Origin of the sequence: Tateyamaria sp. ANG-S1 (assembly GCF_000814025.1) — a bacterium.
Lineage (GTDB): Bacteria > Pseudomonadota > Alphaproteobacteria > Rhodobacterales > Rhodobacteraceae > Tateyamaria.
On record NZ_JWLL01000004.1, the window covers coordinates 149,951 to 176,612 of the forward strand.

Genomic DNA, 26,662 nt, shown 5'->3' on the forward strand with positions numbered 1-26,662 from the left:
GGCAAGCAGGTAGGGGAGGGTGTGGCCCTGCCGAAGCGGGGCCGACTGATTTTTTGTGCGCCCGCTATTCGGCGGCTTGGCTGTAGGGCGGGTGCAGGACGAAGGGGGTATCCTTGTCGTGCGCCGGTTGGTCTTCGACCTCGGGCGTGCGGCGGACCCGGTGGATCAGGGCAAAGACGGGGGGCGTGAAGTAGAAGCTGACCACTGTGGACAGCAGCACACCGCCCGCCACCGACATTGCGAAGGGGGGCCAGAAGCCGCCACCGGCGAGGATCAGGGGGAGAAAGCCGCCGAAGGTGGTGATCGTGGTTGAGACGATGTGGCGGCTGGAGCCCATGACCACATCGACCATGGCGTCTTTGTCGCCGCTGGCGGCGAGGTCGTCCTCTTGCAAGCCCGTCAGGATGATGATGGCTGCGTTGATCGACACGCCGATGGAGCCGATGACGCCGATGATGGCGTTGATGCCGAAGGGGTACTGGAACACCGCGAGGGCGAGGAGGCTGAGCCCAGCGGAGAGGCCGGAGACCACCAGCACGACGGCTGTGAGCCGGAAGCTGTTGAAGGTGAGTGCGATGGCGGCAATCGACAGCGTCACGATCAGGCCCATTGAGGCGAGCAGATCGCTGAGCGTGTCGGCGCGCGCGTCGCTGTCGCCGCCAAGCTCGAGGCGCATGTCTGCCGGTACTGCGAAACCGTTGGTGTCGAGGGCGGCTTGCACCTCAACCAGCGCTTCCTCCGGCAGCACATCGCGCAAGATGAAGGCTTGGACCGTATTCACCCGTTCGCCGTTGCGGCGGGTGATGCTGCTGGCGGCAGGTTCCAACTCGATTGTGGACACGGCGGAGAGGGGCAGGGCAGGCCAGCGCCCTTGTGCCGAGAGTTGCGCCGCGTCAGGCCGCAGGATGGGCAGGTCGCGGATGGCCTGCATGGACCCACGTGTGTCGTCGCCCAGGCGGACACGGATGGGCAGTTCCTCGTCCCCTTCGACCATGGAGCCGCCGGTGACGCCTTCGAGCCCGGCCTGCAATTGGCCCGCGATCTGGCGCAGGTCGAGGCCGAGCAGTTGTGCCTGGGCTTCGTTCACGGTCACGACCGCCTTGGGCGCGCCGCTGCCGATGGTGCCGCGTGTGATAAGGACGCTGTCGACGCCTGACATGATGCGCCGCACCTCGTCCCCTGTTTCGCGCAGGTCGGCGAGGTCTTTGCCAACCAGCCGTATTTCGACAGGTGCGTTGACCGGGGGGCCTTGGACGAGGCCACGGACAAGGATCTCCGCCTCGGGCGCGGTGAGCGATAGGGTGGCTTGCAGGTCGCGCAGCACCTCTTCGGTCGCTTCGGGCGATTGGGTTGTCAGCAGGGCCTGCGCGTGGCCCGGTGCGTTTTCGCGTGCACCGACGATGTTGTAGTAGAAGGCCGGTGCCGAGCGGCCAACTGTCCACATCACCTGCTGGATTCGGTCATCTGCCAAAAGCCGGTCGTTCAGTCGCGCTACGACATCCTGCGTGTCTGCGATGCCTGCGCCGGGGGCGAGATCGACCTCGATATAGAACTGGTCGCGGTCCACGCCGGGGAAGAATTGTGCCGTGAGTGTTGGCATGGACAGAAAACCGGTGATGGGCAGGATCAGCGCCAGCGCGATGGAGCGGACCGGGTTGTTGACAGACCAGCGTAGGGAGGCGGCAAAGGCGCGGCTGATTGCGCAGCCCTTGATCCCGCCGCGTGTGCCGTTTGCGGGCAGAAGGTGCCCGGCGATGGCGGGGGTCAGGGTGATGGCGACGACGAAAGACCAGCCAAGCATGATCACCACGGCAATGGCGATGGAGCCGACAAAGTCCCCAGCCGGACCGGGCAGTAGGATCAGCGGGGTGAAGGACAGCGCCGTGGTGATTGTCGAAGCGAGGAGCGGCGCGAAGAGCCGTTTGACGGACTGACCCGCGGCCTTGAGGCGGCTCATGCCTTTTTCCAGCCTTTGCCCCACCTCGTCCGTCATCACGATACCCGCATCAACCAGCAGGCCGAGCGCCACGATCAGGCCCGTGACGCTCATCTGGTGGATGGCGAGGCCGATGAAATTCATGGTGAAGAGCGTGGCCAGCGTGACCACTGGCAGGATCAGCGCCACGATCATGGCTGACCGCAGGCCAAGGGTCAGAAGCAGAACGCCGACCACAAGGCCCACGCCGATGGCCATGTTCAGGCCGACCTCTTGCAAGCGCTCGGCGGTGTAGCCCGACTGGTCAAAGGTGAGATCCAGCGAGACGCCGAGGGGGACGTTGGCCTGATAGCTCTCGATTTCCTCGCGCACGAAGGCGGCCCATTTGTCGACCTGTAGGCCGCTTTCCAACTTTGCGCCCAACAGCACGGCCGGTTTGCCGTTGTAGATGGCGAGGTCTGCTTCGGGCATCCTTGGGCCGCGCGTGATCTCGGCCACTTGAGACAGGTAGGTGACAGCGCCTGCATCAGACCGGCGCACGACGATCTCGCCCAGCCGGTCAAGCGCCTGTACCTCGCCCGCGACGGAGATCAGCAGGTCCGACCCTGCCGGGCGTACCCGTCCGGCAGGGCCCTTGGCATCGGCCTGGGCAATGGCTTGGGAGATATCGCTTGCCGTCAGGCCGAGGGCGGCGGTGGCCACGGGGTCAAGCGTGACCAGCACCTCATCCTCGGGCGCGCCGAACAACTCGACAAGTTCGGTGCCGGGGATGTTGCGGAGTTCCTGGGCCAGATCGCGCGCGTAGCGCCCCAGGATCGTTGTGGGGGCGCCGGGATCGGCGGAAAAGGCCGCGATGGCGGCAAAGGCACTGCCGCCTTCAGTATCGAACTCTGGCTCTTGCGCGTCGGCGGGCAGGGTCGGCGACAGCTCGACCAGATCATCGCGGATTTGGGCCCAGACCTCTTCGATACGATTGTCCGGCACCATCACGCCCAACTCGACTGACACGATGGAAATGCCCGTCGATGACGTGCTTTCGATCACATCGACTTCGGAGACCTCGCGCAGGATGTCTTCGATGGGTTGCGTCACCAGCGCCTCGACTCGCGCGGGGTCGGCGCCGGGCACAATGGTTGTCACAGTGCCGAAGAGGTTGGTGATTGTCGGGTCTTCCTGCCGTCCGATGGCCAGCAGTGAGGACAGGCCCGCCGCAATGATGACCAGCAGGGCAAGGGCGACGAGGCGGGGCTGGCGGAAGGTGAGGGTTTCCATCACTCCGCTCCGGTCACGCGGACCTGATCACCCGGGACCAGACGGTGGGTGCCGTCGGGCACGACCATCGCGTCGCCCTGTAGCGTGCCGCGGACAAAGGCTGTGTCGCCCTCAATCTGCAGCACTTCGACGGCGGCGGCCTGGGCAGTGTAAGTCGCGCCCTCCTCGGGCGACAGGACTATGACGGTCCACAAGCCGCGGACGCCATTGCGCAGGGCGCGCAGTGGGACGGCATAACCGGTTTGATCCAACTGCCCTTGCAGCGTCAATGTGCCGGAGGAGAGGTAGACGGGATCGGTCGTGTCGATCTCGAATAGGGCGGTGCGGGTGCGGGTCTGTGCATCAAGGTCCGCGCGGAAGCCAACAAATGTGGCGTCGTAGTCCGCGCCGTCCAAGGTGATGGTGGCGGTTTTCTCGCGTACGGTCGCTGCCAACTTTGGGTCGATGCCGACGCGGAACAGGGGCGCGGTGTCTTCGCGGATGTCGAGTACCGGCGCGCCGACGGACAGGATCGCGCCGGGGTCCACGTGGCGCGCGCCAACGACGCCGTCGAATGGGGCGAGCAATTCGGTTTGGCTAAGCTGTACCTCGACCTGTGTTATGGCTGCGTCCACTTCGGCGATCTGGGCTTGCAGGGCGGCAAGGTTTAGGGCCGTGTTGTCCACGGCCTGATCCGAGGCGAACCCGCGGTTGCGCAGTTCTCTTTGCCGGTCTGTGGTGCGGCGGGAGAGTTCGGCCTGCGCTTCCAGTGCGTCGCGCGCGGCAACCAGTCGCGCACGTTCGGCCATCAGGATGCGGGTGTCGAGCCGGGCGAGCACCTGGCCAGCCTGGACGCGGTCGCCTTCGTTCACGTCGAGAACGTTCAGGCGCCCGTTCTGCTCGAACCCGAGCGACACGGTCTGTGCCGCCTCGACCTGTCCGTGAAAGGCGCGGGTGACGGTCAAGGCGTTGGATGGGCTAACCCGCATGGCGGCAACCGTGGCAATGGGGGCCGGTGGCGGGGCGTCTACGGCGGCAGCACGAGTGGCTAAGGTGGCGCTACCGATCCAGACTGCGCCAGCTGCGATGGCGACCACCGACGCGGTGCCGGTGAGGGTCACGACCCGGCGCAAGGTGCGCTTCCAAAGCGGTAGTTTCGGTGTATCCTTGACGCGGTCGTTGGGCATTGTATCCGTCCTTGACAGGAAGTAAGGGGTGCTTACTTGTGTTTCGAGACATATGTAATAGCCACTTACTTTGGCAAGGGAAGAAGGCAATAAAAATTGGAGCAGAGCCGGAAAAACACCCCTCGCACGCAGTATCACCACGGTGATTTGCGCGCGCATCTTATTGAAACTGTGAGGGTTTTGGTCGAAGAGAAGGGCGCTGATGGTTTTTCGATTTCCGAGGCCGCGCGGCGCGCCGGAGTGAGTTCTGCCGCCCCCTACAAGCACTTCAGTGACCGGGCCGAGATCGTACGCGAGGTTGCGCTTGCGGGAATCGACCGGATGCGGGACCGGATGGATCAGGTGGCCCAAGCGGCGTCAGGTGACCCTCTGGCGCCGGTCACTGCACTGGGGCTGTGCTATGCTGATTTCGCCCGCACCGAACCCGGCGTGTTTCGGCTTATATTTGGTCTCGCCGAGGGGCACGAGCGCGACGCCGAGATGCAGGCGCGGGGCGATGGCTGTCTTGCCATCGTCAAACGCGAGATCCGGACTGCCATGCCCGAGGACACGCCCGAAACCGAGATTGAGCGGCGCAGCCTTATGCTGCACATGTTCGTGCATGGCCACGCCTTTCTGGAAATCGACGGCAAGCACGAGCTGGAGCTGACCGCCGAACAGGAGAAGGCGCTGATGGCCGACATCTCGCGCCGGATCTTGCGCGACTAGCGGAACAGTCGCGCAAAGAGCGGCGCGCCGAGGATCACCACGAAGATGCGCAAGACGTGGTGTGCAATGACAAAGGCGACGTCCGCTCCGACAATCAGTGCGAGCACCGTGAGTTCCGCCTGCCCGCCGGGGGCAAAGGCGAGGAGTGTTTCCATCCCCGGGGCGAGACCGGCCGTATAGACCCCTTCGACAAAGATCACAGTCAATACGATCAGGATGACGCAGAACCCCAGCCCCGCAGCCAGATCGCGCCGGATCTCTGCCATGGTGATGCCGGTGTATTTCACGCCAACGGTCATCCCGATGAAAAACTGCGCCGCCCAGATGGCCTCTGCCGGGGGGCGGTGTTGCAGCAGTCCGGTCAGCGCCATGGCGGCGGCGACGATGAGGGGTCCGAGGATCGAGGCACCGAACATGCCAATCGCTTTTGCCCCGCGCCAGCCGATGAGTGCTGCCGCAACCATCAGTGCCAATTGATCGAGGCCCAGGGACGCGGCGGGCGCGCCGGGCGGGTTGCTGAGGTCTGCGTCCCACACCCCTTGGAGGATAAAGGGCAGGGCGACAACGATCACCATCACCCGCGTCGCGTGGATCAGCGACAGGCTGCGCGGGTTGCCCCCGGCTTCCTCTCCGAAGACCAGCATGTCCTGTAGACCGCCCGGCATGGCGCTGTAGTAGCTGGTGGCAAAGTCAAAGCCCCAAAGCCTGCGGAAATAGGGCACACCGATCAGGCCGATGACTACCGTCATCACGGGGATCAGCATCAGTGTCGGCCACATGCCCAGCATTGACGCCAGAAGGACCGGGGTGAAGGTCGCGCCCACCGCGACACCCAGAACTGTGCGCATCCCTTCGTTGAGCAGCCGGATGCTTTTCATCCGCACGCCCAGCAACGCGCTGATCAGGCAGGCAAAGATCGGCCCCAGCAGCCAGGGCAGTGGGAGGTCCGCCCAATGAAAGAGCGCAACACCCGTTCCTGCAATGCCAAAAGTCAGGGCAATCCGGATCACCGGGCCAGTGCCCTGAGCCTGTAGCGCAGCGAGGTTTGCAGGTGCGCTTCCGCCGCCTCTCCGGCGGTGGCGGCGTCGCCTGCGGCGATGGCTTTGAGGATGTCGTCATGTTGCGCCGTGACCACGTCGATCCGTTCCTGATCGGCCAGAGTGGTTGGCCCCATCAACATCAGCGCGTTGTTCAGGGCCCGCGCGGCGTCCAGAAGGAACCGGTTGCGGGTCGCAAGGTAGATGCCGCGGTGGAAGTCCTGGTTCAGCGCGGGCGCTTCGGTGGGGGCGCTCTTGGCGATGGCGGCATTCAGGTCACGCAAGGCGTCCACTTCGGCAGCCGCCGCGTGCTTAGCGGCCATCTCGGCGGCTGTGCGCTCGAGTACGATCCGCATCTCGTAAAGCTCGACCAGTTCCGCGTGGCTGAGCTGGCGGATGACAGCGCCAAGCCGGGGTCGGTGTTCCACGATGCCGTCCGCTTCGAGCCTGCGCAGCGCTTCGCGGACGGGCGTGCGGGACAGGTTCAGCCTGTCGGCCACATCGGTTTCGCGCAAACGATCACCGGGGGCGAATTCGCCTGTGCGTATCGCCTGAAGAAGCTGGGCATAGGCGGCTTCGCCCTGCGACATGTCCCGATCTGTCATGCTGTGCCTTTCAATTGTATCCGGAGGGATACAGTACCGGCGTCAGGATGAACAGCCCGGGCCTAGTAGTCCCGTTCGATAAAGATGCCGATGCCCGTATTGCCATCGCCACCCACCGATCCACGCGCGGTGATGTTGGGGGTCAGGTCGATGTTCAGCGACACTTCCGGTCCGTCCGCGCCGCCCACCGTCACGTCGGTATAGACGTTTTCCGACAGGTAGCGCCCTGCGCGCACGGCCGTGTTGCCCTCTTCATCCGACGCCACATCCAGGTCGTCGAGGCCGAACGAGCCCCGCAGTTGTGACACCACTCCTTCGCCACCTGCACCGGCGAGGCTGGCCACCGCACTGGCCAGTTGTAACGCCTGGAACGCAGACAATTGGCTGATGTCGCGGCCAAAGATGATCTGGGCCAGGACCTGATCCTCGGGCGCTTCGGGGGTGGCTTCGAAGCGGACATCGGGATCGTCTGCTGGTCCGTCCACGATGATGCGTGCCGTGCCGGTCGAGGTGTCGGTCTCAACGACGAACAACAGGATCGGTTCGAACCGGCCTTGCAGGGTGACACGCCCCTCGTCCAGGGTGAAGCGCTGCGCGAGGATGCTGAGCCGCCCCCGGATCAGGTCGAATTGTCCTGTCGAGATGATGTCCGCCGTGGTGCCGGACAGGCGCAGCCTGCCCCCCAGTTCCGCGTCAAGGCCCCGACCGCGGATGAAGATGCGGTTGGGGGCGTTGATCGTCAGGTCGAGCGGATAGGCTGCCCCGGTGCCCCCTGCGCTTTCTTCCCGGATCAGCCCGGCGCGGGCTTGCGTGCGCATGACGGGGCGCGTGGCCCCGATATGGGTGATGTCGGGGATTGCGCCAAAGCTCGCGATCCCGGTCGAGGGAACTTGTACGTTTGTTTCACCAAGGTTGAGCGCGCCTGAAATGGCGGCCCCCCCGGTCAACGGCCCGCGCAGATCGACCCGTCCGTCTACAGTTGTGGAGTAGAGTGTCGGGTCTTTCAGCAGGACAGCGTTCAACGCCACAGCCAGTTGCGCAGAATACCCACCGTTCAGTGTGATGGGACCGGAGATGGCGACCGACCCGCCCTCTGCAATGGCTGCGTTGAAGTCGAGCGCGGCCTGTCCACCTGAAAGCTGCACGACGCCGGACAGATCCGAAATCGTCACCGGCAGGTTCGGTGTGGCCACCCGCGCACCTTGTGTTGTGATTTGACCGGACACCGAACCGAGCGCGGGCGGGCCGTTCATGGCCAGGTCAAAGCGTGCTGTGCCAAGGATGCTGCGGGGTGTGATGAATGGATTGATAAGGCCCAGTTGAAGCTGGCCTTGGGTGCTCAGGTTCAAGGTACCGTCGGTTTGGACACGCCCTGTTGCCGTAGCCGTCGTTCCGGAGGGGCCAGCGATCTGCGTGTCGATGTCAAAGGCGTCTCCGACCTGTTGCAGCGTGCCGTTGACCGACGCACCGCCGCTCAAACCGGGCACGAGCGGTGCAACATTCGGCAGGCTCAGCGCGTAGCGCGCCGCTGCGACCCCGTCAGTGAGCGAGGCCGAGACGCGGCCCGTGCTGTTGTAAGGGCCTGCCACATCTGTCACCACGTCCCAACCGGTCGCCGTTTGCGTCAACGTGCCGTCCAGGTTCAGCGGACCGCGCACGCCGGGTGCAACAGCGGCCACATTGGGCACAGACAGGTCGAAATCCGTGACAAGCGTGTCTTCGAACGTGCCCGAAAGCGTGCCACTGCTGTCATAGGGACCGCTCAGCGCGGTGTCGAACGCCCAGCCCTCTGCCGTCTGGCGCACATCGCCGTTCAGCGCGGCACCGCCTGGCACACCGGGGGCAAAGGCCGACAGGTTCGGGGCGGATACGTCATAGCGGGCCGACAGTCGTGTTCCGTCGAAGAGGCCCGTAACTGCAGCCCGTGCCTCGGCCGGACCGTCGATAGTGGTGTCAAACTGCCACGCGCCGTCCCGTTGCGCGGCAGTTGCCGTCAGGCGCACTGGCGCGTTGATCTGTGGGACGAGCGCTTGCAGGTCGGCCACGCGCGCATCAAGCGAGATGTCGGTTTGGTCGCCCGCAACGCGTGCCGTCGCTGTCGCAGTCGTCTCAAGAGGGCCGGTCAAGGCGCCGGAGATGTCCCAGACCTCACCCGTCTGCGTCGCCGTACCATCCATGGTGATCGGACCCGCGACCGCTTCGGTGACAAGCCCCGCATCCGCCAGCGAGGCGTTGAACCGCGCGACCGACGCGCCGGTGCGCAGATCAGCCGATGCCGTGAGGTCCAGCGCCTCGTTTTCCAGCGTCAGGCGGTCGAGGACGGTCCCGGTCGTGTCGCGCCGCGCCGCAAGCACCACGTCCGTTTGCCCAGCCAGCACAGGGTCAGCCTGCGGGATACCAACCGCCAGATCGCGCGTCTGGCCGGTCACGGTCACATCGAAAAACCCACCCAGTGCGGCGGTGCCCGAGGCCGACAGGTCGCCCGCGCCCGACAGCGCCACCCCGGCAAGGTCTGCAAATGCCGACAAATCCTGCGCGGACAGGTTGGTGTCAAAGCTGGTTTCGAACCCGTCATCGAACCCGCTGACCTCGACTGTGCCGCCTAGGGCCCACGCCGCGCCGGTGAGAGCCAGGTTCGCCAAACGCAGCGGCGCGTCGTCGGCATATGCGATGTTGAGCCCACCGCTGACCGTGTCACCCACCGCACGGGCAAGGCCCGTGTCCGAGAGCGCGATGCCATTGGCGCGCAGATCCAGCCGCCCCTCCAGCGCACCTATGGCGTCCACATCCCTGCTGAGCGTGCCGTCAAAGGTCAGCGCGACCTCATTCACCGCGTCGTCGTTTTGATCGAGATCCGTTGCTGTGATCCGGGCTTGCAAGGCATCGCTGCGCGCCGCGTCAAAGGCGATGTCGAGGGCCGCTTCGGCAATGGTGGTGCCACCGGTGCCGGGCAGGGTGACCGGCGTGCCGTCGGGGTCGCGCAGCGCCCCTTCGATGTCGAGCAGCGTGGGCCAGCCGTCACTGTTCAGGCTGGCCTGGCCCGCCAACGCGACCGAGCGGGCTGTGAGCGCGAAGCTTTCGAGCGTGAGCGCACCGTTTGCATCGGTGCTGCCTTGCGCCGCAAGGCCAACATCAGTGCCGAAAAAGTCTCGGTATTCCTGCAAGACAAGGGCGGAGATGTCGCCATCCAGCGCGGCGTCAAACGCCATTGGCCCGTCCGCTTGGTTTTGCAGTGCAAGCGTACCCGCCAGCCGGGGTGTGTCGTCTGTGCGGAGGTCCAGCGTCGCGTTGAAGTCGCTCAGCGCACCTGATCCGTTGACCGTCAGATCAACACTTGGGCGGTCCGGTAGGTTCAGAAGGCCGGAGATCAGTCCATTCTCGGCCTCGCTCAGCCCCAGATCCAGTGTCAGATCGCGGGTGTCATTGGCATAGGCCGCGGTGACATCGAAGCTGGCGCGCGCGCCGTCCGTGCGTGTTGCGTTGATCGTTGTGCTGCCCGCACCGTCGGCCAGCTCCGCCGCGCCGGACACCGACAGTACCGCCGCTTCGCCAAGCAGAGGTGCGCCAAGCGATACGGCACCGAGATCAAGCTGCGCGATGCGGATGGCTGCCGGCAGGTCCGGCAGGGCAAAAGGTGTCGCCTCGGGTGCGGGCAGATCAGTGCCCTGCGCGACCGGCAGGCGCGGCAGGTCGATGCGCGCGGCGCGCAGTTCCTGAATGTCGATTGTCGCGCGGAACAGGGCCGCACGGTTCCACTGCATCGCAATGTCTTCGAGGGTCAGCCAGATGCCTTCGCTGTCGGCGATGGTGATCCGTTCGATGGTGGCACGGCTGCTGAGCGCGCCTGCGAAGCCGTCGATGCGGACCGTGCGCCCTTCACCGCCCAGGCTGCTTTCCAGAAGCCCGACGATAAACCCGCGATCCTCACCCTCTTGCGCCGATGCTGCGATCGGCCAAAGCAGGACCAGCCATATGCAGAACAGTCGCCGCATCAGAACGCCTGCCCGATGCCGATGTAAATCTCGACCCCGGAACTGTCACCGGGGCCGGAGCCGGGCAGCGCCACATCAAATCGGATCGGGCCAATCCCTGTGTCGTAGCGCACCCCGGCGCCAAATCCGGTGTGCCATTCGCCCGAGCCGTCAAAGAAGCTTTCTGATCCGATATAGCCCGCGTCATAGAACCCTACGACCGAGAACCGCTCGCCGGTCTTGACCCGCATCTCGCCCGAAAGCCCCAAGAATGACCGCCCGCCGATGGTCACACCCGGGCTCAGCTCGACGCCAAGCGATTGATAGTCCTGCCCGCGCACCGTCCCGCTGCCGCCGGAGAAGAACAGAAAGTCTGCGGGGGCCTCTTCGATGGACGGACCGGCAACCGATCCAAGCAGCCCGCGTACGGCCAGCACCACGCGGTCGCCAAACTTGCGATATGTGCGTAGGTCAAGCGTTGTCACAACGCCGTCGCTGGTGCCGTCGATGTTGATGAACGGGCGCAACGAGGCCTCGGCATAGTATCCGGCGGTGGCGTTTAGCTCATTGTCGCGGCGATCAAAGGTGGCTTTGATGGGGAAGGTCAGGATGGTGTAGTCCCGTTCGCCCAGGTCGTCGCGCGTGCGTGCGCGTTGCAGGCCCACGCCGTAGCTGTATTCGCGGTCTTCGCTGGCAAAGTAGACTGTACTGAACTCAAGCCGACCGGTGCGGGAGAACAGGTTTGGATCATCGCGCTGCTCGATCTCGGCCAGCAAGACGGCCTCAAGGTCCGTGCGCCAGGTGGCAGGGCGGGACAGTTGTGCGCCAAGCCGAAAATCGACGCCATCCGTATCGCCACCGACGCCGGAGATCTGACCGTCGATCTGCAAACGCTCAGCGCCGCCAAAGATGTTGCGATGCAGCCAGAGCGCGCTGACGCTGACGCCATCAGTGGTCCCGTATTCTGCGCCAAAGCGGTAGCGGCGCGGCAGTTGGTCGGTGATTTGGGCGGTGATGTCGAGCGTGCCATCGGGGTTGGGCACATCGGCCTCGGTCAGGCTGGCGCTGGCAAAGGTACCGGTCCGCCGAAACCGCCCCTCGACCTGGTCCAGCGTGTCGGGATCAAACACTTCTCCGCTGGGCCAGCCCGCAATCTCGCGCAGGCGCTTCTCGCGGACGTTGCTTTCGCCCTCTATGTTAAGACGCCCGAGGCGCAGGCGCGGGCCCGGGTCCAGGCGAATGTCGGCGTTCAACTGGCCAGCCGGGTGGTTTGCAACGATCTGCTGATCTGACACGGCGGCCTTGGCATGGCCCTGCTGCCGCCATCCTTCGATCCCTGCCTCTGTCGCGGTGCGAAGTGCAGAGACGTTGGCAGTTTCGCCACGGGCCGCCTGAAAAACGGGCTCTGTGCCCTTTGCTGTGGGGCTGACAGTCACAGTGCCGAAGGTAAAAACCTTGCCCGGATCTACGGTCACGACCACGGAGCGGACCGCGCCGGGTGGCGAAACCGGCGACAGGCTGGCAGCCTCGCGCCCATCCACGGTGATCGAAATGGTGGGGCCGAAATAGCCTTTGTCGTAAAGCAACCCTATCAGCCGGGCATAGTCCGCCTGTGCTGCGCTGATGACGTCGATGGCGCGGGGGGCTGTGTCTTCTTCCGGCAAAGCTGCGGTCAATGAGGCCGCGCGCAATTCCCCAGCGAGATCATCGGGTGCGCGTACCTCAACTGTGAGGGCCAATGCGGCCCCCGCCGCGCCAAACGTGGCGCCGATCACTGCCAAAACCTGGCAGACAGTCCGATACATCGCAGCACTCCACCGCGCGCAGCGCGCGGGTATCCCTTACGCAGTCAATGCCAAACTTGTGCGGAAGGTTCCAGTGAAGATACCGTGCTGGGCGGGATCGTGATCAGGTTGTGACGTAACCCGCCACCACTTGCAGCAGGCGGAAGGCTGTAGCTGCGTCGTTCTCGACCACGGCCATGAATTCCTCTTCCCCGATGCGCAGGCACGTGAGGTCAGATTTGGCACGCATGTCGAGCGCGCGGGGCTCGCTGCGGATCAGGCCTAATTCACCGACCAAGGCACCGGACCCTACTGTCGCGATCAAGGTGTGTTCTGACCCGTCCTGCGGCAGCAGGAGGTCTGCTTCGCCTTCGGTGATCATGTACGCGCCATCGGTCGGATCGTCGTTCTTGTGAAAGACGTATTCGCCCGGCTGTGCGCTGTACCACCGCGCACCAAAGGCCAGCAGACGCAGCTGGCGGCGCTTGAGCCCCGCGAACATGGGTGCTTGCCGCAGCGCCTCGACCTTGCGTGCCAGATCGGCGCTGGCGTCGCTGCCGATGTCGGCGCGTTCTCCTTCTGCGCCTTGTAGACGGCCCTGTACCACCTCGACATGTGTATCAAAGACCTGGTCGTCTTCGAAGGATGTACCAAGGAAAACCAGCGTCGCATCCGGCAGAAGCTCACGCAGTTTTTCGATCAGGGAGGTGCGTATCTCGTCCCCATAGCTCGCCATAGGCTCATCAAGGATCAGGATGTCGGGGCGCTTGATGCTGGCGCGGCTGATGGCAAGCGGTTCCGCAAAAAGTGCGGGCAGGTTGGCGCCACCCAGCGCGATTGGCACGTCAAAGACCAGCTCAAGCACAAGATGGCTCATGCCTGCCTCGGTCAGCACATCCACGACAATGCCGCGCAAATCGTCCGCACGTGCGCCTGCACTGTCGGCCACTTTGCCGAACAGGGCGTTTTCGAGAACGGACAGGCCATGCACGTGTTTGTCAGCTTCGATGGGGACAAAGATGTCCTCCATTTGCGCCCGCAGTGTCGCCCCATGTGCGACCCGCATATCCAGCACTCGCTGGCGGACCTCTTCGGGGAAGGCGGCGGCCACCTGTTCCGCGGTGACGTTGGCAGGCACGCTCAGCAGCAATGCCAGTTCCTTGTCCGAGATGTCGGAGCCTTCCGGCTTGCGCTCCACCAGTTCCAGCGCTGCGTTGTAGACTTCGGCCTGCAATCCCACGCGCTGGAACAGCGGGTGATCGGTGCCGTTCGGGCCAAAGGTCTGGCGCAGCATTTCCAGAATGTTCCGCGCGAGCATTTCCAGATTTGACGCCAGCGACAGGTCGTGCAGCAGGCGTAGGAAGTCCAGCTTCTCTTCGACCACCTCGGGCGTGATCGTGATCTTTGGCGTGGCGTATAGCAGGTTCTGCGCAATCGGCAGCGCCGGGTTGTAGCTGTCGGGATGGAAGCTGTGCACATGGCGGTCCAGCCCGGCCTTTGCCACGGCGGCCGCGACCTTGGGGCGCAGCGCGACCAGAGTTTCGGCCAGCTCGGCGTTGCGCTCCGCATCAAAGGTCTGGTCCATGGTGCGCCGGGTCAGGGCGTCGCCGCTGCCACTGCCCGCAATCAGCGTATACCACCAGGCCCGCAGCGCGTCCTTGTCCGGCACGCCCGCGATGCTAGGGTCGAGCCATTGAGCGTCGAGCATGTCGGCACTGTTGCCTGCGCGCAGAGCCTCGCGGCTGAAATCGCTTTCGGCGGCTGCTTCGGTCGGGGCAAGCCGCATGGGCATCATCACGTTTTGCCCATAGCTGCCCTGAAACATGATCGGCCGCGAGGTCGCATGACCGATCCGCTTGGCAATCGCGGTCTGGTGGAGGGTGCGGATATCGTGGCCTGCAAGGGTGACGGAGCCGCTGGTGGGCAGTGTCTCGCGCGTCAGCACCTCGGCCAATGCGCGGCGGTCCTCGTCATTTGGGGCGGTGATCCCGATGCTTGTCCCTGCAGGTACAGTGAGCGAGATGTCCTCAAGCACGGCATTCCCGTCGCCATCGCGCACCGTGACCTGATCCAGCACGATGTCCCCGGTCAGGCGCGGCGTTTCGGGGGCGGGGCCGTAGAACAGGTCGTCGTCGATCATGCCCGCTGGCGCGAAGCGTTCAGTGATGGTCTCCCACCGCAGGGACATGTCGGCGACCTGGTTGTAGTAGGCCAGCAATTCTTTCCACGGGCTCGACAGGTCCTTGTAAGCCGCAAGTGCGGCGACGAGCGCGCCGATCGTCACCTCGCCTTGGATGACCAGGTAACCACCGATGGAAAAGAAGAAGAACGGGGTCAGCTGTGTGATGAAGTTGTTGAGAAACTTCATGAAGAATTTCTTCTGGTAGATCTCGAACCGGATGGCAAAGAGGTTGCCTAACCGATTGCCGATCATCGCCATACGGTAGCGCCAACCGCCATTGACGCGCAGGGTGCCTGCACCTGCGGCCCCTTCGCCAATCTCCGCCGCCAGCGCGCGGACCTGGATTACGCGGCTCTTGTTCAGCAGGTTGATCTGGCGTTGCAGCTTGGGGATCAACCACGCTTGCAGCGGGATCAGCGCGATGGCGGCAAGACCAAACGCCACCGACTGGAAAAAGAGAAAGCCGAGGATCGTCAGCATCTGACCGGCCTGCAGCACCGGCTGGGCAATCGCATCGCCCATTAACCCACCCATAGGCTCACTTTCAGCAGTGACCATGCTGACCAATTCACCTTGGCTCGTGCGTTCGAAATAGGGTTGCGGAAAGCGCAGGATGCGGGCGATCAGGGTGTAGCGGAACCGGCGCAGCAGTCGCTCGGCCAGCACGCCTTTCATCGTATTGATCCGCATCTTCAGAAGACCATGACACAGCACCGCCAGCAGGAACCCGCCGCACAGGATCATCAGGTAGGTGATCTGGTCGAACTCGAAACCATGGGCCGATACAGTCGCGGAACCGGAGCCGATGGCATCGTTGATGATCCGCTTGGGCAGCTCCAGCGTCAGATAGAGCAGCGGAAACAGCATCAGCGTCACCGCCAGCAGGATCAGCTGGTCGCGCTTTGAATAGATCCAGATAAATCGAAAGAGGGAGCGTTCTATGGTGCCGGTCCACGTACTGAAAAGGGCGGGCAAGGCGCCCAACCGTAGCCTATCAACGGCCCGAGCCTGAAATCAATGGTGCGTCAGGCGCGCGACAGGACGATTGCGACACAGCCCGGCCCGTCCTAGGGTGAGGGTGGAAGGCTTGCGAGAGGTACATTTTGACCGACCCCGTTACATTTGCCCTGGCCCTGCTGTTTCTGCTGCAGGCCAAGCATCTGTTCGCCGACTTCTACCTTCAGACACCGCGGATGCTGGCGAACCGGGGTGTCTACATGCATTTCGGACGGCTGCAACACGCCGGGCTCCATGCCGTCGGATCGCTTGTCGCCATGGTGCTGGTGGGGGTGCCGGTCTGGCTTGGCTTCGTCGTCGCGATCGCAGAATGGGTCGCGCATTTCCACATCGACTGGGGCAAGGGGCGGTGGTCCGAACACACCGGCCACGACCCGAGCCAAGGCGGGTTCTGGCGCGCCTTCGGCCTGGATCAGGCGCTGCACCAATGGACCTATCTGATCATGGTCTGGGTGGTTCTGCCTTGATGCCGCCATATGCACGTCTCGGGATGGAGCGTATCGTAAACACGTCATCGCATCGCACGCTCTTGTCTGTCCCTTCCAGCGCTGTGTGCTGTATTCTCTGCATTGACAGACGGCGCGTCCGCTGGCTCACATGACAGAAATATGAATTGGGAGGACACACCATGATGAAAACCCGCGCTGCTGTGGCCGTTGAAGCTGGCAAACCACTCGAAATCATGGAGGTGAACCTCGAAGGCCCCCGCAAGGGCGAGGTGCTGGTAGAGATCAAGGCAACCGGCCTATGCCACACAGACGAATTCACTCGTTCGGGTGCAGACCCGGAAGGGATTTTCCCTGCAATTCTTGGTCACGAAGGCGCTGGCGTTGTCATCGAAGTGGGCGAGGGGGTGACGACCCTCGAAGTGGGCGACCATGTCATCCCGCTTTACACGCCCGAATGTCGCGAATGCGAATACTGCCTGAACCCGAAAACCAACCTCTGCCAGAAGGTTCGGGCCACGCAGGGTCAGGGGCTGCTGCCCGATGGGTCCACCCGGTTCTCGATGCTCGATGGCACGCCGATCCACCACTACATGGGCTGCTCGACCTTCGCCAACCATACTGTCGTACCTGAGATCGCGCTCGCCAAGGTCCGCAAGGACGCACCCTTTGACAAGATTTGCTACATCGGCTGCGGGGTCACGACCGGCATCGGTGCCGTGATCAATACAGCCAAGGTCGAGATTGGCAGCCGCTGCATCGTCTTCGGTCTGGGCGGCATCGGTCTGAACGTGATCCAGGGCCTCAAGATGGCGGGCGCGGATCAGATCGTGGGCGTCGATCTGAACGACGACAAGGTTGAGATGGGTGAGCATTTCGGCATGACCGATTTCGTGAACCCGTCAAAGGTTGAGGGCGACATGGTGGCCCACCTGGTGGAACTGACTAAGGGCGGCGCCGACTATACCTTCGACGCCACCGGCAACGTGGACGTGATGCGCACCGCGTTGGAAGCCGCGCACAAGGGTTGGGGCGAAAGCATCATCATCGGCGTGGCACCTGCCGGTGCGGAGATCTCGACCCGCCCTTTCCAACTCGTGACAGGCCGCGTCTGGCGCGGCACAGCCTTCGGCGGCGCCAAGGGGCGCACTGACGTGCCGAAAATCGTGGACTGGTACATGGACGGCAAGATTGAGATTGATCCGATGATCACCCACAAGCTGACATTGGACGAGATCAACCACGGTTTTGACCTGATGCACGAGGGCAAGTCGATCCGCGCCGTCGTTGAATTTTAGACCGGACGCCGCGCCACACGTTTGGTGGGCAACTCTCGTGGGTATGGCCGGTTCGCTTTGTGGTAGCCCGCTGCCTTAATAGGCGGCTGCTGCACAGTGGCGGGGCAAGTGTCCAGCAGCTTTATTGCGTTTGCCCTGTTGGTGTTTCAGTGCCTCGGGCCATCGCCGAATGCTTTGGGATATGTGCGCAAACGTCCCTGACATAAGCGATCTAAATGCAAGTGACGTCGCGATCTGTGACCGCATTGGCGCGATCTGCAGGTTTTCCAATCGCCTCCCGTCGCCTAGCTTTATGTTCAAACCAAGGTTGTTCAGGAGCGCACGATGAAACTCACGGTCAACGGGACAGAGCATGAGGTGGATGTCGAGGACGACATGCCCCTGCTGTGGGTTCTGCGGGATGAGCTGAACATCAAGGGCGTCAAATATGGCTGCGGTGTCGCGCAATGCGGTGCCTGCACCGTGCATATCGACGGCGAAGCGGTGCGCTCTTGCCAGACGGCTGTCGCCGATGTCTGGGGCGATGTGACGACGATTGAAGGACTTGGCACACCAGATGCGATGCATGCGGTTCAAGCGGCGTGGGTCGAACATCAGGTCGCGCAATGCGGCTACTGCCAGTCTGGACAGATCATGCAGGCTGCCGCTCTGCTGGCCACAAACCCTGTGCCAACAGATGCCGATATCGACGACGCGATGAACGGCAACCTCTGCCGCTGCGGCACCTATCCACGCATCCGCGCCGCCGTCAAAACCGCCGCCACCAAGTTGCAGGAGGTCTGAGGATGAGCCGCATCGGAAAAATCGCCCGCCGCAGTTTCCTTGTTGGCTCTGCCGCTGTCGTGGGTGGCGTGGCCTTCGGCTACTATGCATACAAGCGCCCCGTCACGAACCCGCTTCTGGCTGATCTGGCTGAGGGTGAGGCGGCGCTGACGCCCTATGTAAAAATCGACAGCACCGGCATCACCCTGATCACGCCACGTGCCGATAGCGGGCAGGGGGCCTATCACGTGCAAGCCGCCCTGATTGCCGAGGAACTGGATGTCGAACTGGATCAGGTGCGCGTGGATCCCGGCATGCCCGACTCGGCCTACTACAACACCGCGCTGAGTGCGGAGGCAGCGCCGTTCCGCTCCACGGATGATGGCCTCATGGCTGATACAACCCGCGGGATCATGGACGCGATGATGAAGTTCATGGGCCTCCAGATCACCGGCGGCTCCACCACAGTGCCCGACAGCTTCGAAAAGCTGCGCCTTGCAGGTGCCGTGGCCCGCGAAACGCTGAAGGCAGCAGCGGCGCAAGAGACGGGCGCGAACGTCGCCGACCTGAAGACCGCAAAAGGAGAGGTCATCTTGCCCGGCGGCGGCACGCTGGCCTATACCGCGCTTGCCGCTACGGCCGCCACGCTCGATCCGGTCAACGACGTGACGCTGCGCGACCCCTCCACCTGGCGGCTTGTGGGCAAAGAGATGGAGCGGATCGATATCCGCGCCAAATCGACGGGCACCCAGCGCTACGGCATCGACTTTGAGGTTGAGGGCATGGTCCACGCCTCCGTCCGCACCAGCCCGCGACGCGGCGCGATGAACAGCTATGACGCAACAACAGCCCGCGACATGCGCGGCGTGATAGACGTGGTCGAACTGCCCGATGGGGTCGCTGTGGTCGCCGACAACACATGGCGGGCCATGCAGGCCGTGAATGCCATCGATATCGACTGGGCGCCCGCCACCTACCCAGCTGAACAGGCGGAGCATTGGCAGGCTCTTTCCGACAGTTTCCACGCCGACCAGCAGGACAGCCGGTTCCGCGATGATGGAGACGTGGACGTTGCATTGGAAGGCGCAGAGATAATCGAAGCCGAATATCGCGCGCCATACCTCGCCCACGCCCCGCTCGAACCGATTTCGGCGGTGGTGCAGGTCACGGACGACCGCGCCGATGTCTGGACCGGCACCCAGATCCCGCGCTTTGTGCAAAGCAATGTCGCCAAGCTGACAGGCCTCGACACCGATCAGATCTTTGTCCACGTGCTGGTGATGGGCGGCAGCTTCGGCCACCGGCTTGAGGACCGCGTGGTGCGCGAGGCGACCCAGATCGCGATGCAGATCAAGGGCACACCGGTCAAGCTGACCTACAGCCGGGAAGAGGACACGCTGCAAAACGACACCCGCCAGATCGCCATGGCGCGCGGGCGCGGCACGGTGAAGAATGGCCGGGTCGAAGCCTATGACCTCGGCATCGCTATGCCCTCGGTCATCGCAAGCCAGATGGGGCGGCAAGGCATGCCCACGCCGGGGCCTGACCTACAAATCGTGGCTGGCGCATGGGAACAACCCATGCAGATCCCGAACTACCGCGTCACCGGATACCGCGCGCCCGAACTGGCACCTATCTCAAGCTGGCGGGCGGTAGGGGCATCCACCAACGGGTTCTTCCACGATGTTTTCTTGGATGAACTGATCCACGCGGCGGGCGCCGACCCGATGGAAGAACGGCTGCGCCTCTGCTGGCATGATCCGTCGCGCAAGGCGCTGGAAGCGGTGGCCGAAATGTCCGGTTGGGGCAGTGACCTTGGACCAAACAAGGGTCGCGGCGTCGCCTTCTGCATGTCTTTCGGGGTGCCCACAGCCGAAGTGGTCGAGGTCAGCAACATTGATGGCGCCATCAAGATCAACAAGGTCTGGGTCGCTGCTGAAGTGGGCCGTGTGATCGACCCCATCAACTTCGAAAACATGGTGCAGGGCGGGATCAACTGGGCGCTTGGGCACGCCATGAACTCGGAAATCACCTACTCCGACGGGATGGCGGACCAGCGCAATTACTACGACTTCGAGGGGATGCGCCTGGCGCAATCGCCCGAGATCTTTGTCCGCGGTCTGGAAAACGGCGACACCGTGCGCGGCATGGGCGAGCCGATGGTGCCACCCGCTGCAGCCGCATTGTCAAACGCCATCTTCGCCGCAACAGGCCAGCGGGTCCGCGAAATGCCGATGACAAAGCACACCGACTTCGTCTGAGGAAAACATCGTAAGGCGGAGGTGTCCTCCGCCTTTGTCCCCTACGCAGGTGTCAGGCCCAGCCCCGACAACGCCCGGATGTGCCTGATGATCTCGTCCACACCCGTGCCGTGACGCAGCGCTGCAAAGACAAAGGGCCGTTCCCCGCGCATCCGTTTTGCATCCTGCTTCATCACCTCCAGTGACGCGCCGACATGGGGGGCGAGGTCGGTCTTGTTGATGATCAGCAGATCCGACTTGGTGATGGCCGGGCCACCCTTGCGCGGGATTTCCTCACCCGCCGCCGTGTCGATGACATAGAGCGTGATGTCAGCCAACTCGGGCGAGAACGTTGCCGACAGGTTGTCGCCTCCGCTCTCGATCAGGATGGCTTCCACATCCGGATGCCGTTCCCGCATCTCGGCTACGGCGGCAAGGTTGATCGACGCATCCTCGCGAATGGCGGTGTGTGGGCAGCCCCCGGTTTCCACCCCGATTATACGGTCCTGTGGCAAGATCTGACGGCGCATCAACTCCTCCGCATCCTCCTGCGTGTAGATGTCGTTGGTGATCACCCCGATGGAATGCTGATCCTTGAGGGCGGCGGCAAGCGCGGCGGTCAGCGTCGTCTTGCCCGCACCCACGGGACCACCGATACCGATGCGAAGCGGGCCATTGAGCTGTGTCATGTGCGAAAAATCCTCGGTTGCAGGGTTTCGTGACGCATGGCTGCAATATCGGCAGCAAAACTGGCGGATGAAAGAGCCTCTAGCGGGATTTTCTCGGCCTCCTGCGCGGTCTCCGCGATGATGGGGGACAAGGCAGCTAATACGGTTTGCCCATCTGTCTGCCCAAGGGGCAGGGCGCGCTGCGCGACTGACACGAGGTTCGAGGCAAAGGCATGCAGGTAGAGTGGCACCGTCTCGGCTAGAGGAATGTCTACCGCGCGCGCCGCAGCACCCACAGCGACGGGATAGGTCAGACCGGCAATCTCGATCCCCCAGACAGCGCTGGCGGTGTCGCAAAACGCTGCGCCTTGCAGGTCGGTCTCCTTCAACCGCTCGGCCCCGGCGGCAAAGGCGCGGGCCGTGGCGTCCACGTCTGCAGGATCGTCTGCGCGATAGCTTGCCGCAAGTAGGATGGCATCTGCACGCCCCGACCCATGCTCCAGCAGATCGCCCAGCCAGTCCCGCAGCGTGTCCGCATCCGCGACAACCTCGTCCGCGATCACCTGCTCCAGCCCATGCGAATATGCGAACGCCCCGACCGGAAAGGCCGGGGAGAGCCATTGCATTAGGGTCAGCGCGTGGCTCATGAGTGGCTGTGCGAGTGATCGTGGCCGTGGGTACGCCCGTGGCCGTATGCCCCGCCTTCGGGCGTAAATGGCTCGACAACCTCGCGCGTGGTGGCCCCGATCTTGGCCAGCATATCTGCCATCACGTGATCACGCTGGATCAGCAGGCGGGTGTCCTCGATCTGGCAGGGGGTATGGCGGTTGCCGATGTGCCAGGCGATCCGGTGCAGCTTGTCACCGGTGACTTCCAGCAATGGCTCGGGTGCCGCCTCGATCCGGATCTCAGCCTTGTCGGTGGTGATCAGCGCCCCGCCATGGTCAAGCGAAGTGGTCTGTGGCAGGTCGACCAGCAGTTGCGCCCCAGAGGCGAGGGTCAGCACCTTGCGGCGCAGGAAACGGTCTTCATAGGTCAGCGACACGTGATCGCTCACCTCTCCATGCGTGTGATCGTGGTAGTGCTGCGCCGTCAACATGGGGTGGCCCCCGCGATTACGACCAGTCCCCGTTGACCATGATCTGCCGTGCCGCCTCGCGCCGTTTTAATCCGCGCGCCTTGAGTTCGGCATCGCTGAGGGCATAGACAGCCTGCGTTTGCACCAGTGCGCCGTGCGGCAAGCTGATGCGGGACAGAAAAGCGGCGATCCGCTGGAAGAGGGTCATGGGACACCTGTTTTGTTTCTCCCTTAGTAATTTAAGCTTTGCCGTTGCTTTGGTCAGACGTGTAGGCGCATGGCAGGGTTTCTGCGCACGCATATCCAAATGTCTTGATGAAGGTATGGCGGTCCGCGTCTCGCATCACCTGATGTGAGGGCGGGATGTTGACCATCAGGTCAGCAATCATCGCTCCAGTACCTCAATCGCAACATAGTCATACCGGTCGTTGTAGTCGCTGCCCCGAGACGCAGCCAGATAGCTGATGCCCAATTCCGGAAGGTAATGCAGTTCGTCCGTCCCGGCCTCGTCCTCACCCTCAAGGCGGTAGCGATAGGTGATCGGGATCATCTCGTAAAAGCACGCGCCATAGCCCTGCCTGCGCGGTGTGCCGAATGTGTAGCTCTGGATTTCCCGGTCGAGACCGCCCGGCGACAACAGCGTCGCCTCAACGTTCCAACCGCCGCCATCGGCAGGGTCGGGCATCTCGCCGGGTCGCAGCGGATAGGTAAATGTCTCGCGCGTGCCGGGGACAAGTGCGCTGCTCTCAACTTCGATTATGCTGACAATATAGACCCCTTGGCTCAGCGAAACCTGCGTTGCTTCGCCCGGCTCATAGTAGAACATCGCCTCGATGACCGTGTCGGAGATGCGGCGGAACGTTTCCCACTCGCCGCTGGCGAGTTCGAACCGGATACCCGTACCTAGGTCAGCCGCAGTGGGGCAAGCCATCGCTGTTCCCGGCAGCGCAAGCAAACATGCGAGTTGAGTGATCCGTGCCATGACAATCCTCAAAACAGAAAATACCGCTGCGCCATCGGCAACACTTCCGCAGGCTGACAGGTCAGCAATTCGCCATCCGCCCGCACCTCATAGGTCTCTGGATGCACCTCAACCTCAGGCGTCGCGTCGTTCAGCTTCAGGTCCTTCTTCCCGATGTTCCGCGTGTTTTGCACAGCCACCGTGTCCTTCGCCAGCCCAAGCGCCGCGCCAACCCCTTCGGCCTGTGCCGCCGCCGACACGAAGGTCACGGCAGAGCGCTCCACCGACCGCCCATAGGCGCCAAACATCGGACGGGTATAGACCGGCTGCGGCGTCGGGATCGACGCATTCGGGTCGCCCATTTGTGCACAGGCAATCGTCCCGCCCAGCAGCACCATCTCGGGCTTCACCCCGAAAAACGCCGTGTTCCAAAGGCAAAGGTCTGCCCGCTTGCCGACCTCAATGGAACCGATCTCGTGACTGATCCCATGCGCAATTGTCGGGTTAATCGTGTACTTCGCGATGTAGCGGCGCACGCGGGCGTTGTCGTTGTCGCCGGTCTCCTCCGGCAGAGACCCGCGTTGTTTCTTCATCTTGTCCGCCGTTTGCCACGTCCGGATGATCACCTCACCCACACGGCCCATGGCCTGGCTGTCCGACGCGATGATCGAGAACGCCCCCATATCGTGCAGGATGTCTTCGGCGGCAATGGTCTCGCGCCGGATGCGGCTCTCGGCAAAGGCGACGTCTTCGGGGATCGACTTGTCGAGGTGGTGACAGACCATGAGCATGTCGAGATGCTCTTCGAGCGTGTTCACCGTAAAGGGCCGCGTCGGGTTGGTGGAGGAGGGGAGCACATGCTCCTCCCCACAAATCTTGATGATGTCCGGCGCGTGCCCGCCACCCGCACCCTCGGTATGGAAGGCGTGGATCGTGCGGCCTTTCATGGCGGCCACTGTGTTCTCGACAAAGCCGGACTCGTTCAGCGTATCGGTGTGGATCATCACCTGCACGTCCATGTCGTCGGCCACCGACAGGCAGCAATCTATGGCTCCCGGCGTTGTCCCCCAATCCTCGTGCAGCTTCATCGCACAAGCGCCCGCCTTGACCTGTTCTTCCAACGCCGCTGGCAGCGACGCATTGCCCTTGCCCGCGAAAGCCAGGTTCATCGGAAACGCATCCGCCGCCTGCAACATCCGGCCCAGATGCCAAGGCCCCGGGGTCACCGTCGTGGCCAGCGTGCCGTGCGCAGGCCCGGTCCCGCCACCCAGCATTGTTGTCAGACCAGAATGCAGAGCGTCGTCAATCTGTTGCGGGCAGATGAAGTGTATGTGGCTGTCAAAGCCCCCCGCGGTCAGGATCTTGCCCTCCCCCGCAATGGCCTCGGTTCCCGGCCCAATAATGATGTTCACGCCGGGTTGCGTGTCTGGATTGCCCGCCTTGCCGATGGCGGCAATGCGCCCGTCCTTAAGGCCCACATCCGCCTTGTAGATCCCAGTCCAGTCGACGATCAGTGCGTTGGTGATAACTGTATCGACGGCCCCATCGGCCCGCGTGACCTGAGACTGCCCCATCCCGTCGCGAATGACCTTGCCACCACCAAACTTGACCTCTTCGCCATAAAGCATGGCGTTGTCACCACTACCCCCGGTCGCGGCTTGGCCCGCACCTTCGGCGGTCAGGTCACGCTCAACCTCAATGATCAGTTCAGTGTCGGCAAGACGTACCTTGTCGCCGACGGTGGGGCCAAACATGGCGGCATAGTCGCGACGGGAAATGGATGTGGGCATAGCGGTATCCTTGGATCAATCCGGAGTGTTCTCGGCCAGCAGGCGCAGTCGCCCCTTGTGCCTATGGGCATAAAGCTTGCGACCCCACCACGCGAAAAGCGGTGTGAGGGGGCCTGCATCAATGTCGATGGTGTCGGTGAGCCGCGCGCCAGTCTCGGTCGGCGTGACCGTCAAATGATGGCGCCAGCTTTTGACGCCAGCACCATGTTCTGCGGACTGAAGGGTCATGGCGACGTCATCCTGTGCAACGACTTCCATTTGATAGTCCTGCGCAGGCAACAGGCCGAACAGGCGGACGCCGACAGACAGGTGCTGTCCGGCTTCGCATCGCCCCTCCGGCAAGCCTTCAAAGGTGATCAGAGGGCGGCAGACCTCGGCCAGTGCAGCAAAATCGGTAGCCACGCGCCAAACGTCTTTGGCAGAGGCGGTATAGTCGTGGCTAAGGCTGATTTGAGCGGTCATTGTGCCGTCAGCCCAGCGTCGTTGTATGCAGTGCCGTTGAGTCGGCTCATATCTCAAACACCTCATCCACTGGCACCTGCATCGCTGTCACCAGCCCATTGGTCTGCATCGCCATGCCAATAACACCCATCACCTCGCCATGCTGCGCAGGCGTCATCCCCTTGGTACGCGCGGCGGCGGTGTGGGAGTGGATGCAATACTCACACCCGTTTGCTACGGAGACCGCGATATAGAGCATCTCCTTGACCAGCGGATCGAGCTCGCCCGGTCCCATAACTTCTTTCAAGCGTCCCCAGGTGGCGGCCAGCAGCGCCGGATCATGCGCCAGCGCCCGCCAGAAATTGTTGATGTAGTCGGTCCCGCGCACCGCACGAATATCTTCAAAAACGGCCAGCACCTCGGCGCTGGCCTCCTCGTCGGATATGAGCGGCAGGGTCGCCATCAGACCATCGCAAAAATACGGGCCGGACCACCCGTGCCGCCAACGTGGTTGGGGGCACCCACGACAAGGGTCGCTCCGGCAGCAGGCACCTGATCCAGACCGGCCAAATTCTCAATGCCGTAGCGGCCGCTGGGCAACCACGCATAGTGGGTGGCAAAGTCCGGCGACGGCCCGTGATCAAGAGACAGCGTGTCCACCGCCATTGCGACGGCAGTCGTCTCTTCCAGCAGCATTTGGGTCGCTTCGATGTGGAAGCCGGGGAAGTGCTTTACGTCATCGGCATCATTGCCCACATAAGCCGCCGCATCGCCCGACTTGGCAGCCCACCCGGAATGCATGGCAATGCACGCCTTGTCGGGAATGTCGCCATTGGCCGCGATCCAGGCCTTCAGATCATCCGGGGTCACCTGCGCATCAGCATCTTCCGCCGCCTTTGCCGCGATATCCACGACGCATAGCGGGATCACCAGATCACTGACCGGGATTTCGTCGACCGATGTGCCATCCGCTGAAAAGTGCAAAGGGGCATCAATATGGGTGGCCGTATGCTCGTTCACGGCAAGGTTCATCAGGTTGAAGCCATGTTCGGCAAAGTTGAAACTCTGCTCCATCGAAATGCCGGGTACACCGAAAAAGGTGGGGAAGTCAGGGCTCAGCTTGTGGCTCATGTCCACGACGCCACCATGTCCTGCCGCCATGGCCGCAGGGGCTGCAGCCATCCCGACGGTTGCTGCCGCTCCGACAGCGGCGCTCGCCTTGAACAGATCACGCCGCGACAGCATCCGGTCCTTGACCGCGTTCATCACACATACATCACACATGGGTCTCTCCTCCCGT

Annotated in this window: 21 protein-coding genes; 5 read left to right on the forward strand and 16 right to left on the reverse strand. The window is 63.3% G+C overall.

Annotation, left to right across the window (positions count from 1 at the left end):
* Nucleotides 1–64 precede the first annotated feature (64 nt).
* Nucleotides 65–3,208, reverse strand: coding sequence for an efflux RND transporter permease subunit (locus RA29_RS06880; RefSeq protein ID WP_039684343.1), 3,144 nt, complete (start codon nucleotides 3,206–3,208; stop codon nucleotides 65–67).
* Nucleotides 3,208–4,374 (reverse strand): efflux RND transporter periplasmic adaptor subunit, encoded by a 1,167-nt coding sequence (locus RA29_RS06885; protein ID WP_052249515.1) that lies wholly within the window; start codon nucleotides 4,372–4,374, stop codon nucleotides 3,208–3,210. The genes RA29_RS06880 and RA29_RS06885 overlap by 1 nt, the downstream gene beginning before the upstream one ends.
* A gap of 171 nt (nucleotides 4,375–4,545) precedes the next feature.
* Between RA29_RS06885 and RA29_RS06890 the strand changes: the two genes are divergently transcribed.
* A complete protein-coding gene (locus RA29_RS06890; protein ID WP_193743484.1) occupies nucleotides 4,546–5,082 on the forward strand; it encodes a TetR/AcrR family transcriptional regulator in 537 nt (178 codons plus the stop codon).
* Here RA29_RS06890 and RA29_RS06895 read toward each other — a convergent pair.
* The 5 genes from RA29_RS06895 to RA29_RS06915 form a co-directional block, all read right to left on the reverse strand.
* Nucleotides 5,079–6,092, reverse strand: a complete 1,014-nt coding sequence (locus tag RA29_RS06895; protein WP_039684348.1) for an AbrB family transcriptional regulator — start codon at nucleotides 6,090–6,092, stop codon at nucleotides 5,079–5,081. The genes RA29_RS06890 and RA29_RS06895 overlap by 4 nt on opposite strands.
* The gene (locus tag RA29_RS06900; protein WP_039684350.1) at nucleotides 6,089–6,724 is read right to left on the reverse strand and encodes a GntR family transcriptional regulator; all 636 of its coding nucleotides are present in this window, start codon (nucleotides 6,722–6,724) and stop codon (nucleotides 6,089–6,091) included. Before RA29_RS06900 ends, RA29_RS06895 begins: the two co-directional genes overlap by 4 nt.
* 62 nt (nucleotides 6,725–6,786) lie before the next feature.
* Complete coding sequence (locus tag RA29_RS06905) at nucleotides 6,787–10,716, reverse strand: translocation/assembly module TamB domain-containing protein (protein ID WP_039684352.1); 3,930 nt, start codon at nucleotides 10,714–10,716, stop codon at nucleotides 6,787–6,789.
* Entirely contained in the window at nucleotides 10,716–12,500 is a 1,785-nt protein-coding gene (locus RA29_RS06910; protein WP_039684354.1) for a BamA/TamA family outer membrane protein, read from the reverse strand. Before RA29_RS06910 ends, RA29_RS06905 begins: the two co-directional genes overlap by 1 nt.
* 103 nt (nucleotides 12,501–12,603) lie before the next feature.
* Complete coding sequence (locus tag RA29_RS06915) at nucleotides 12,604–15,528, reverse strand: ABC transporter transmembrane domain-containing protein (RefSeq protein ID WP_193743490.1); 2,925 nt, start codon at nucleotides 15,526–15,528, stop codon at nucleotides 12,604–12,606.
* 236 nt (nucleotides 15,529–15,764) lie between these two features.
* Between RA29_RS06915 and RA29_RS06920 the strand changes: the two genes are divergently transcribed.
* The 4 genes from RA29_RS06920 (at nucleotide 15,765) to RA29_RS06935 (ending at nucleotide 20,445) form a co-directional block, all read left to right on the forward strand.
* Nucleotides 15,765–16,145 (forward strand): DUF3307 domain-containing protein, encoded by a 381-nt coding sequence (locus tag RA29_RS06920; protein ID WP_039684356.1) that lies wholly within the window; start codon nucleotides 15,765–15,767, stop codon nucleotides 16,143–16,145.
* 164 nt (nucleotides 16,146–16,309) lie between these two features.
* The gene (locus RA29_RS06925; RefSeq protein ID WP_039684551.1) at nucleotides 16,310–17,422 is read left to right on the forward strand and encodes an S-(hydroxymethyl)glutathione dehydrogenase/class III alcohol dehydrogenase; all 1,113 of its coding nucleotides are present in this window, start codon (nucleotides 16,310–16,312) and stop codon (nucleotides 17,420–17,422) included.
* 324 nt (nucleotides 17,423–17,746) lie between these two features.
* Nucleotides 17,747–18,205: a (2Fe-2S)-binding protein gene (locus RA29_RS06930; RefSeq protein WP_039684358.1), complete on the forward strand. Its 459-nt coding sequence runs from the start codon at nucleotides 17,747–17,749 to the stop codon at nucleotides 18,203–18,205.
* A 2-nt stretch (nucleotides 18,206–18,207) separates the two neighbouring features.
* Entirely contained in the window at nucleotides 18,208–20,445 is a 2,238-nt protein-coding gene (locus RA29_RS06935; RefSeq protein WP_039684360.1) for a molybdopterin cofactor-binding domain-containing protein, read from the forward strand.
* Nucleotides 20,446–20,486: 41 nt separating this feature from the next.
* Here RA29_RS06935 and ureG read toward each other — a convergent pair whose 3' ends face one another.
* From ureG to RA29_RS06975, 9 genes are all read right to left on the reverse strand, one after another.
* Nucleotides 20,487–21,113 carry an urease accessory protein UreG gene (gene ureG, locus RA29_RS06940; protein WP_039684362.1) on the reverse strand — a complete coding sequence of 209 codons (627 nt, stop codon included), beginning with the start codon at nucleotides 21,111–21,113 and terminating at the stop codon, nucleotides 20,487–20,489.
* Nucleotides 21,110–21,739: an urease accessory UreF family protein gene (locus tag RA29_RS06945; protein ID WP_039684364.1), complete on the reverse strand. Its 630-nt coding sequence runs from the start codon at nucleotides 21,737–21,739 to the stop codon at nucleotides 21,110–21,112. Before RA29_RS06945 ends, ureG begins: the two co-directional genes overlap by 4 nt.
* The gene (locus RA29_RS06950) at nucleotides 21,736–22,191 is read right to left on the reverse strand and encodes an urease accessory protein UreE (RefSeq protein WP_039684366.1); all 456 of its coding nucleotides are present in this window, start codon (nucleotides 22,189–22,191) and stop codon (nucleotides 21,736–21,738) included. Before RA29_RS06950 ends, RA29_RS06945 begins: the two co-directional genes overlap by 4 nt.
* Nucleotides 22,192–22,207: 16 nt before the next feature.
* Nucleotides 22,208–22,378: a hypothetical protein gene (locus RA29_RS23175; protein WP_193743485.1), complete on the reverse strand. Its 171-nt coding sequence runs from the start codon at nucleotides 22,376–22,378 to the stop codon at nucleotides 22,208–22,210.
* Nucleotides 22,379–22,555: 177 nt separating this feature from the next.
* The gene (locus RA29_RS06955; protein WP_152612955.1) at nucleotides 22,556–23,152 is read right to left on the reverse strand and encodes a hypothetical protein; all 597 of its coding nucleotides are present in this window, start codon (nucleotides 23,150–23,152) and stop codon (nucleotides 22,556–22,558) included.
* Between the two features lie 8 nt (nucleotides 23,153–23,160).
* A complete protein-coding gene (gene ureC, locus RA29_RS06960; protein WP_039684370.1) occupies nucleotides 23,161–24,921 on the reverse strand; it encodes an urease subunit alpha in 1,761 nt (586 codons plus the stop codon).
* A gap of 15 nt (nucleotides 24,922–24,936) precedes the next feature.
* Nucleotides 24,937–25,383, reverse strand: a complete 447-nt coding sequence (locus tag RA29_RS21775) for an SRPBCC family protein (RefSeq protein ID WP_052249517.1) — start codon at nucleotides 25,381–25,383, stop codon at nucleotides 24,937–24,939.
* A 46-nt stretch (nucleotides 25,384–25,429) separates the two neighbouring features.
* On the reverse strand, nucleotides 25,430–25,825 hold the full coding sequence (locus RA29_RS06970; protein WP_039684372.1) for a carboxymuconolactone decarboxylase family protein: 396 nt from the start codon (nucleotides 25,823–25,825) through the stop codon (nucleotides 25,430–25,432).
* Complete coding sequence (locus RA29_RS06975; protein ID WP_039684374.1) at nucleotides 25,825–26,646, reverse strand: cyclase family protein; 822 nt, start codon at nucleotides 26,644–26,646, stop codon at nucleotides 25,825–25,827. The genes RA29_RS06970 and RA29_RS06975 overlap by 1 nt, the downstream gene beginning before the upstream one ends.
* Between the last annotated feature and the right edge of the window lie 16 nt (nucleotides 26,647–26,662).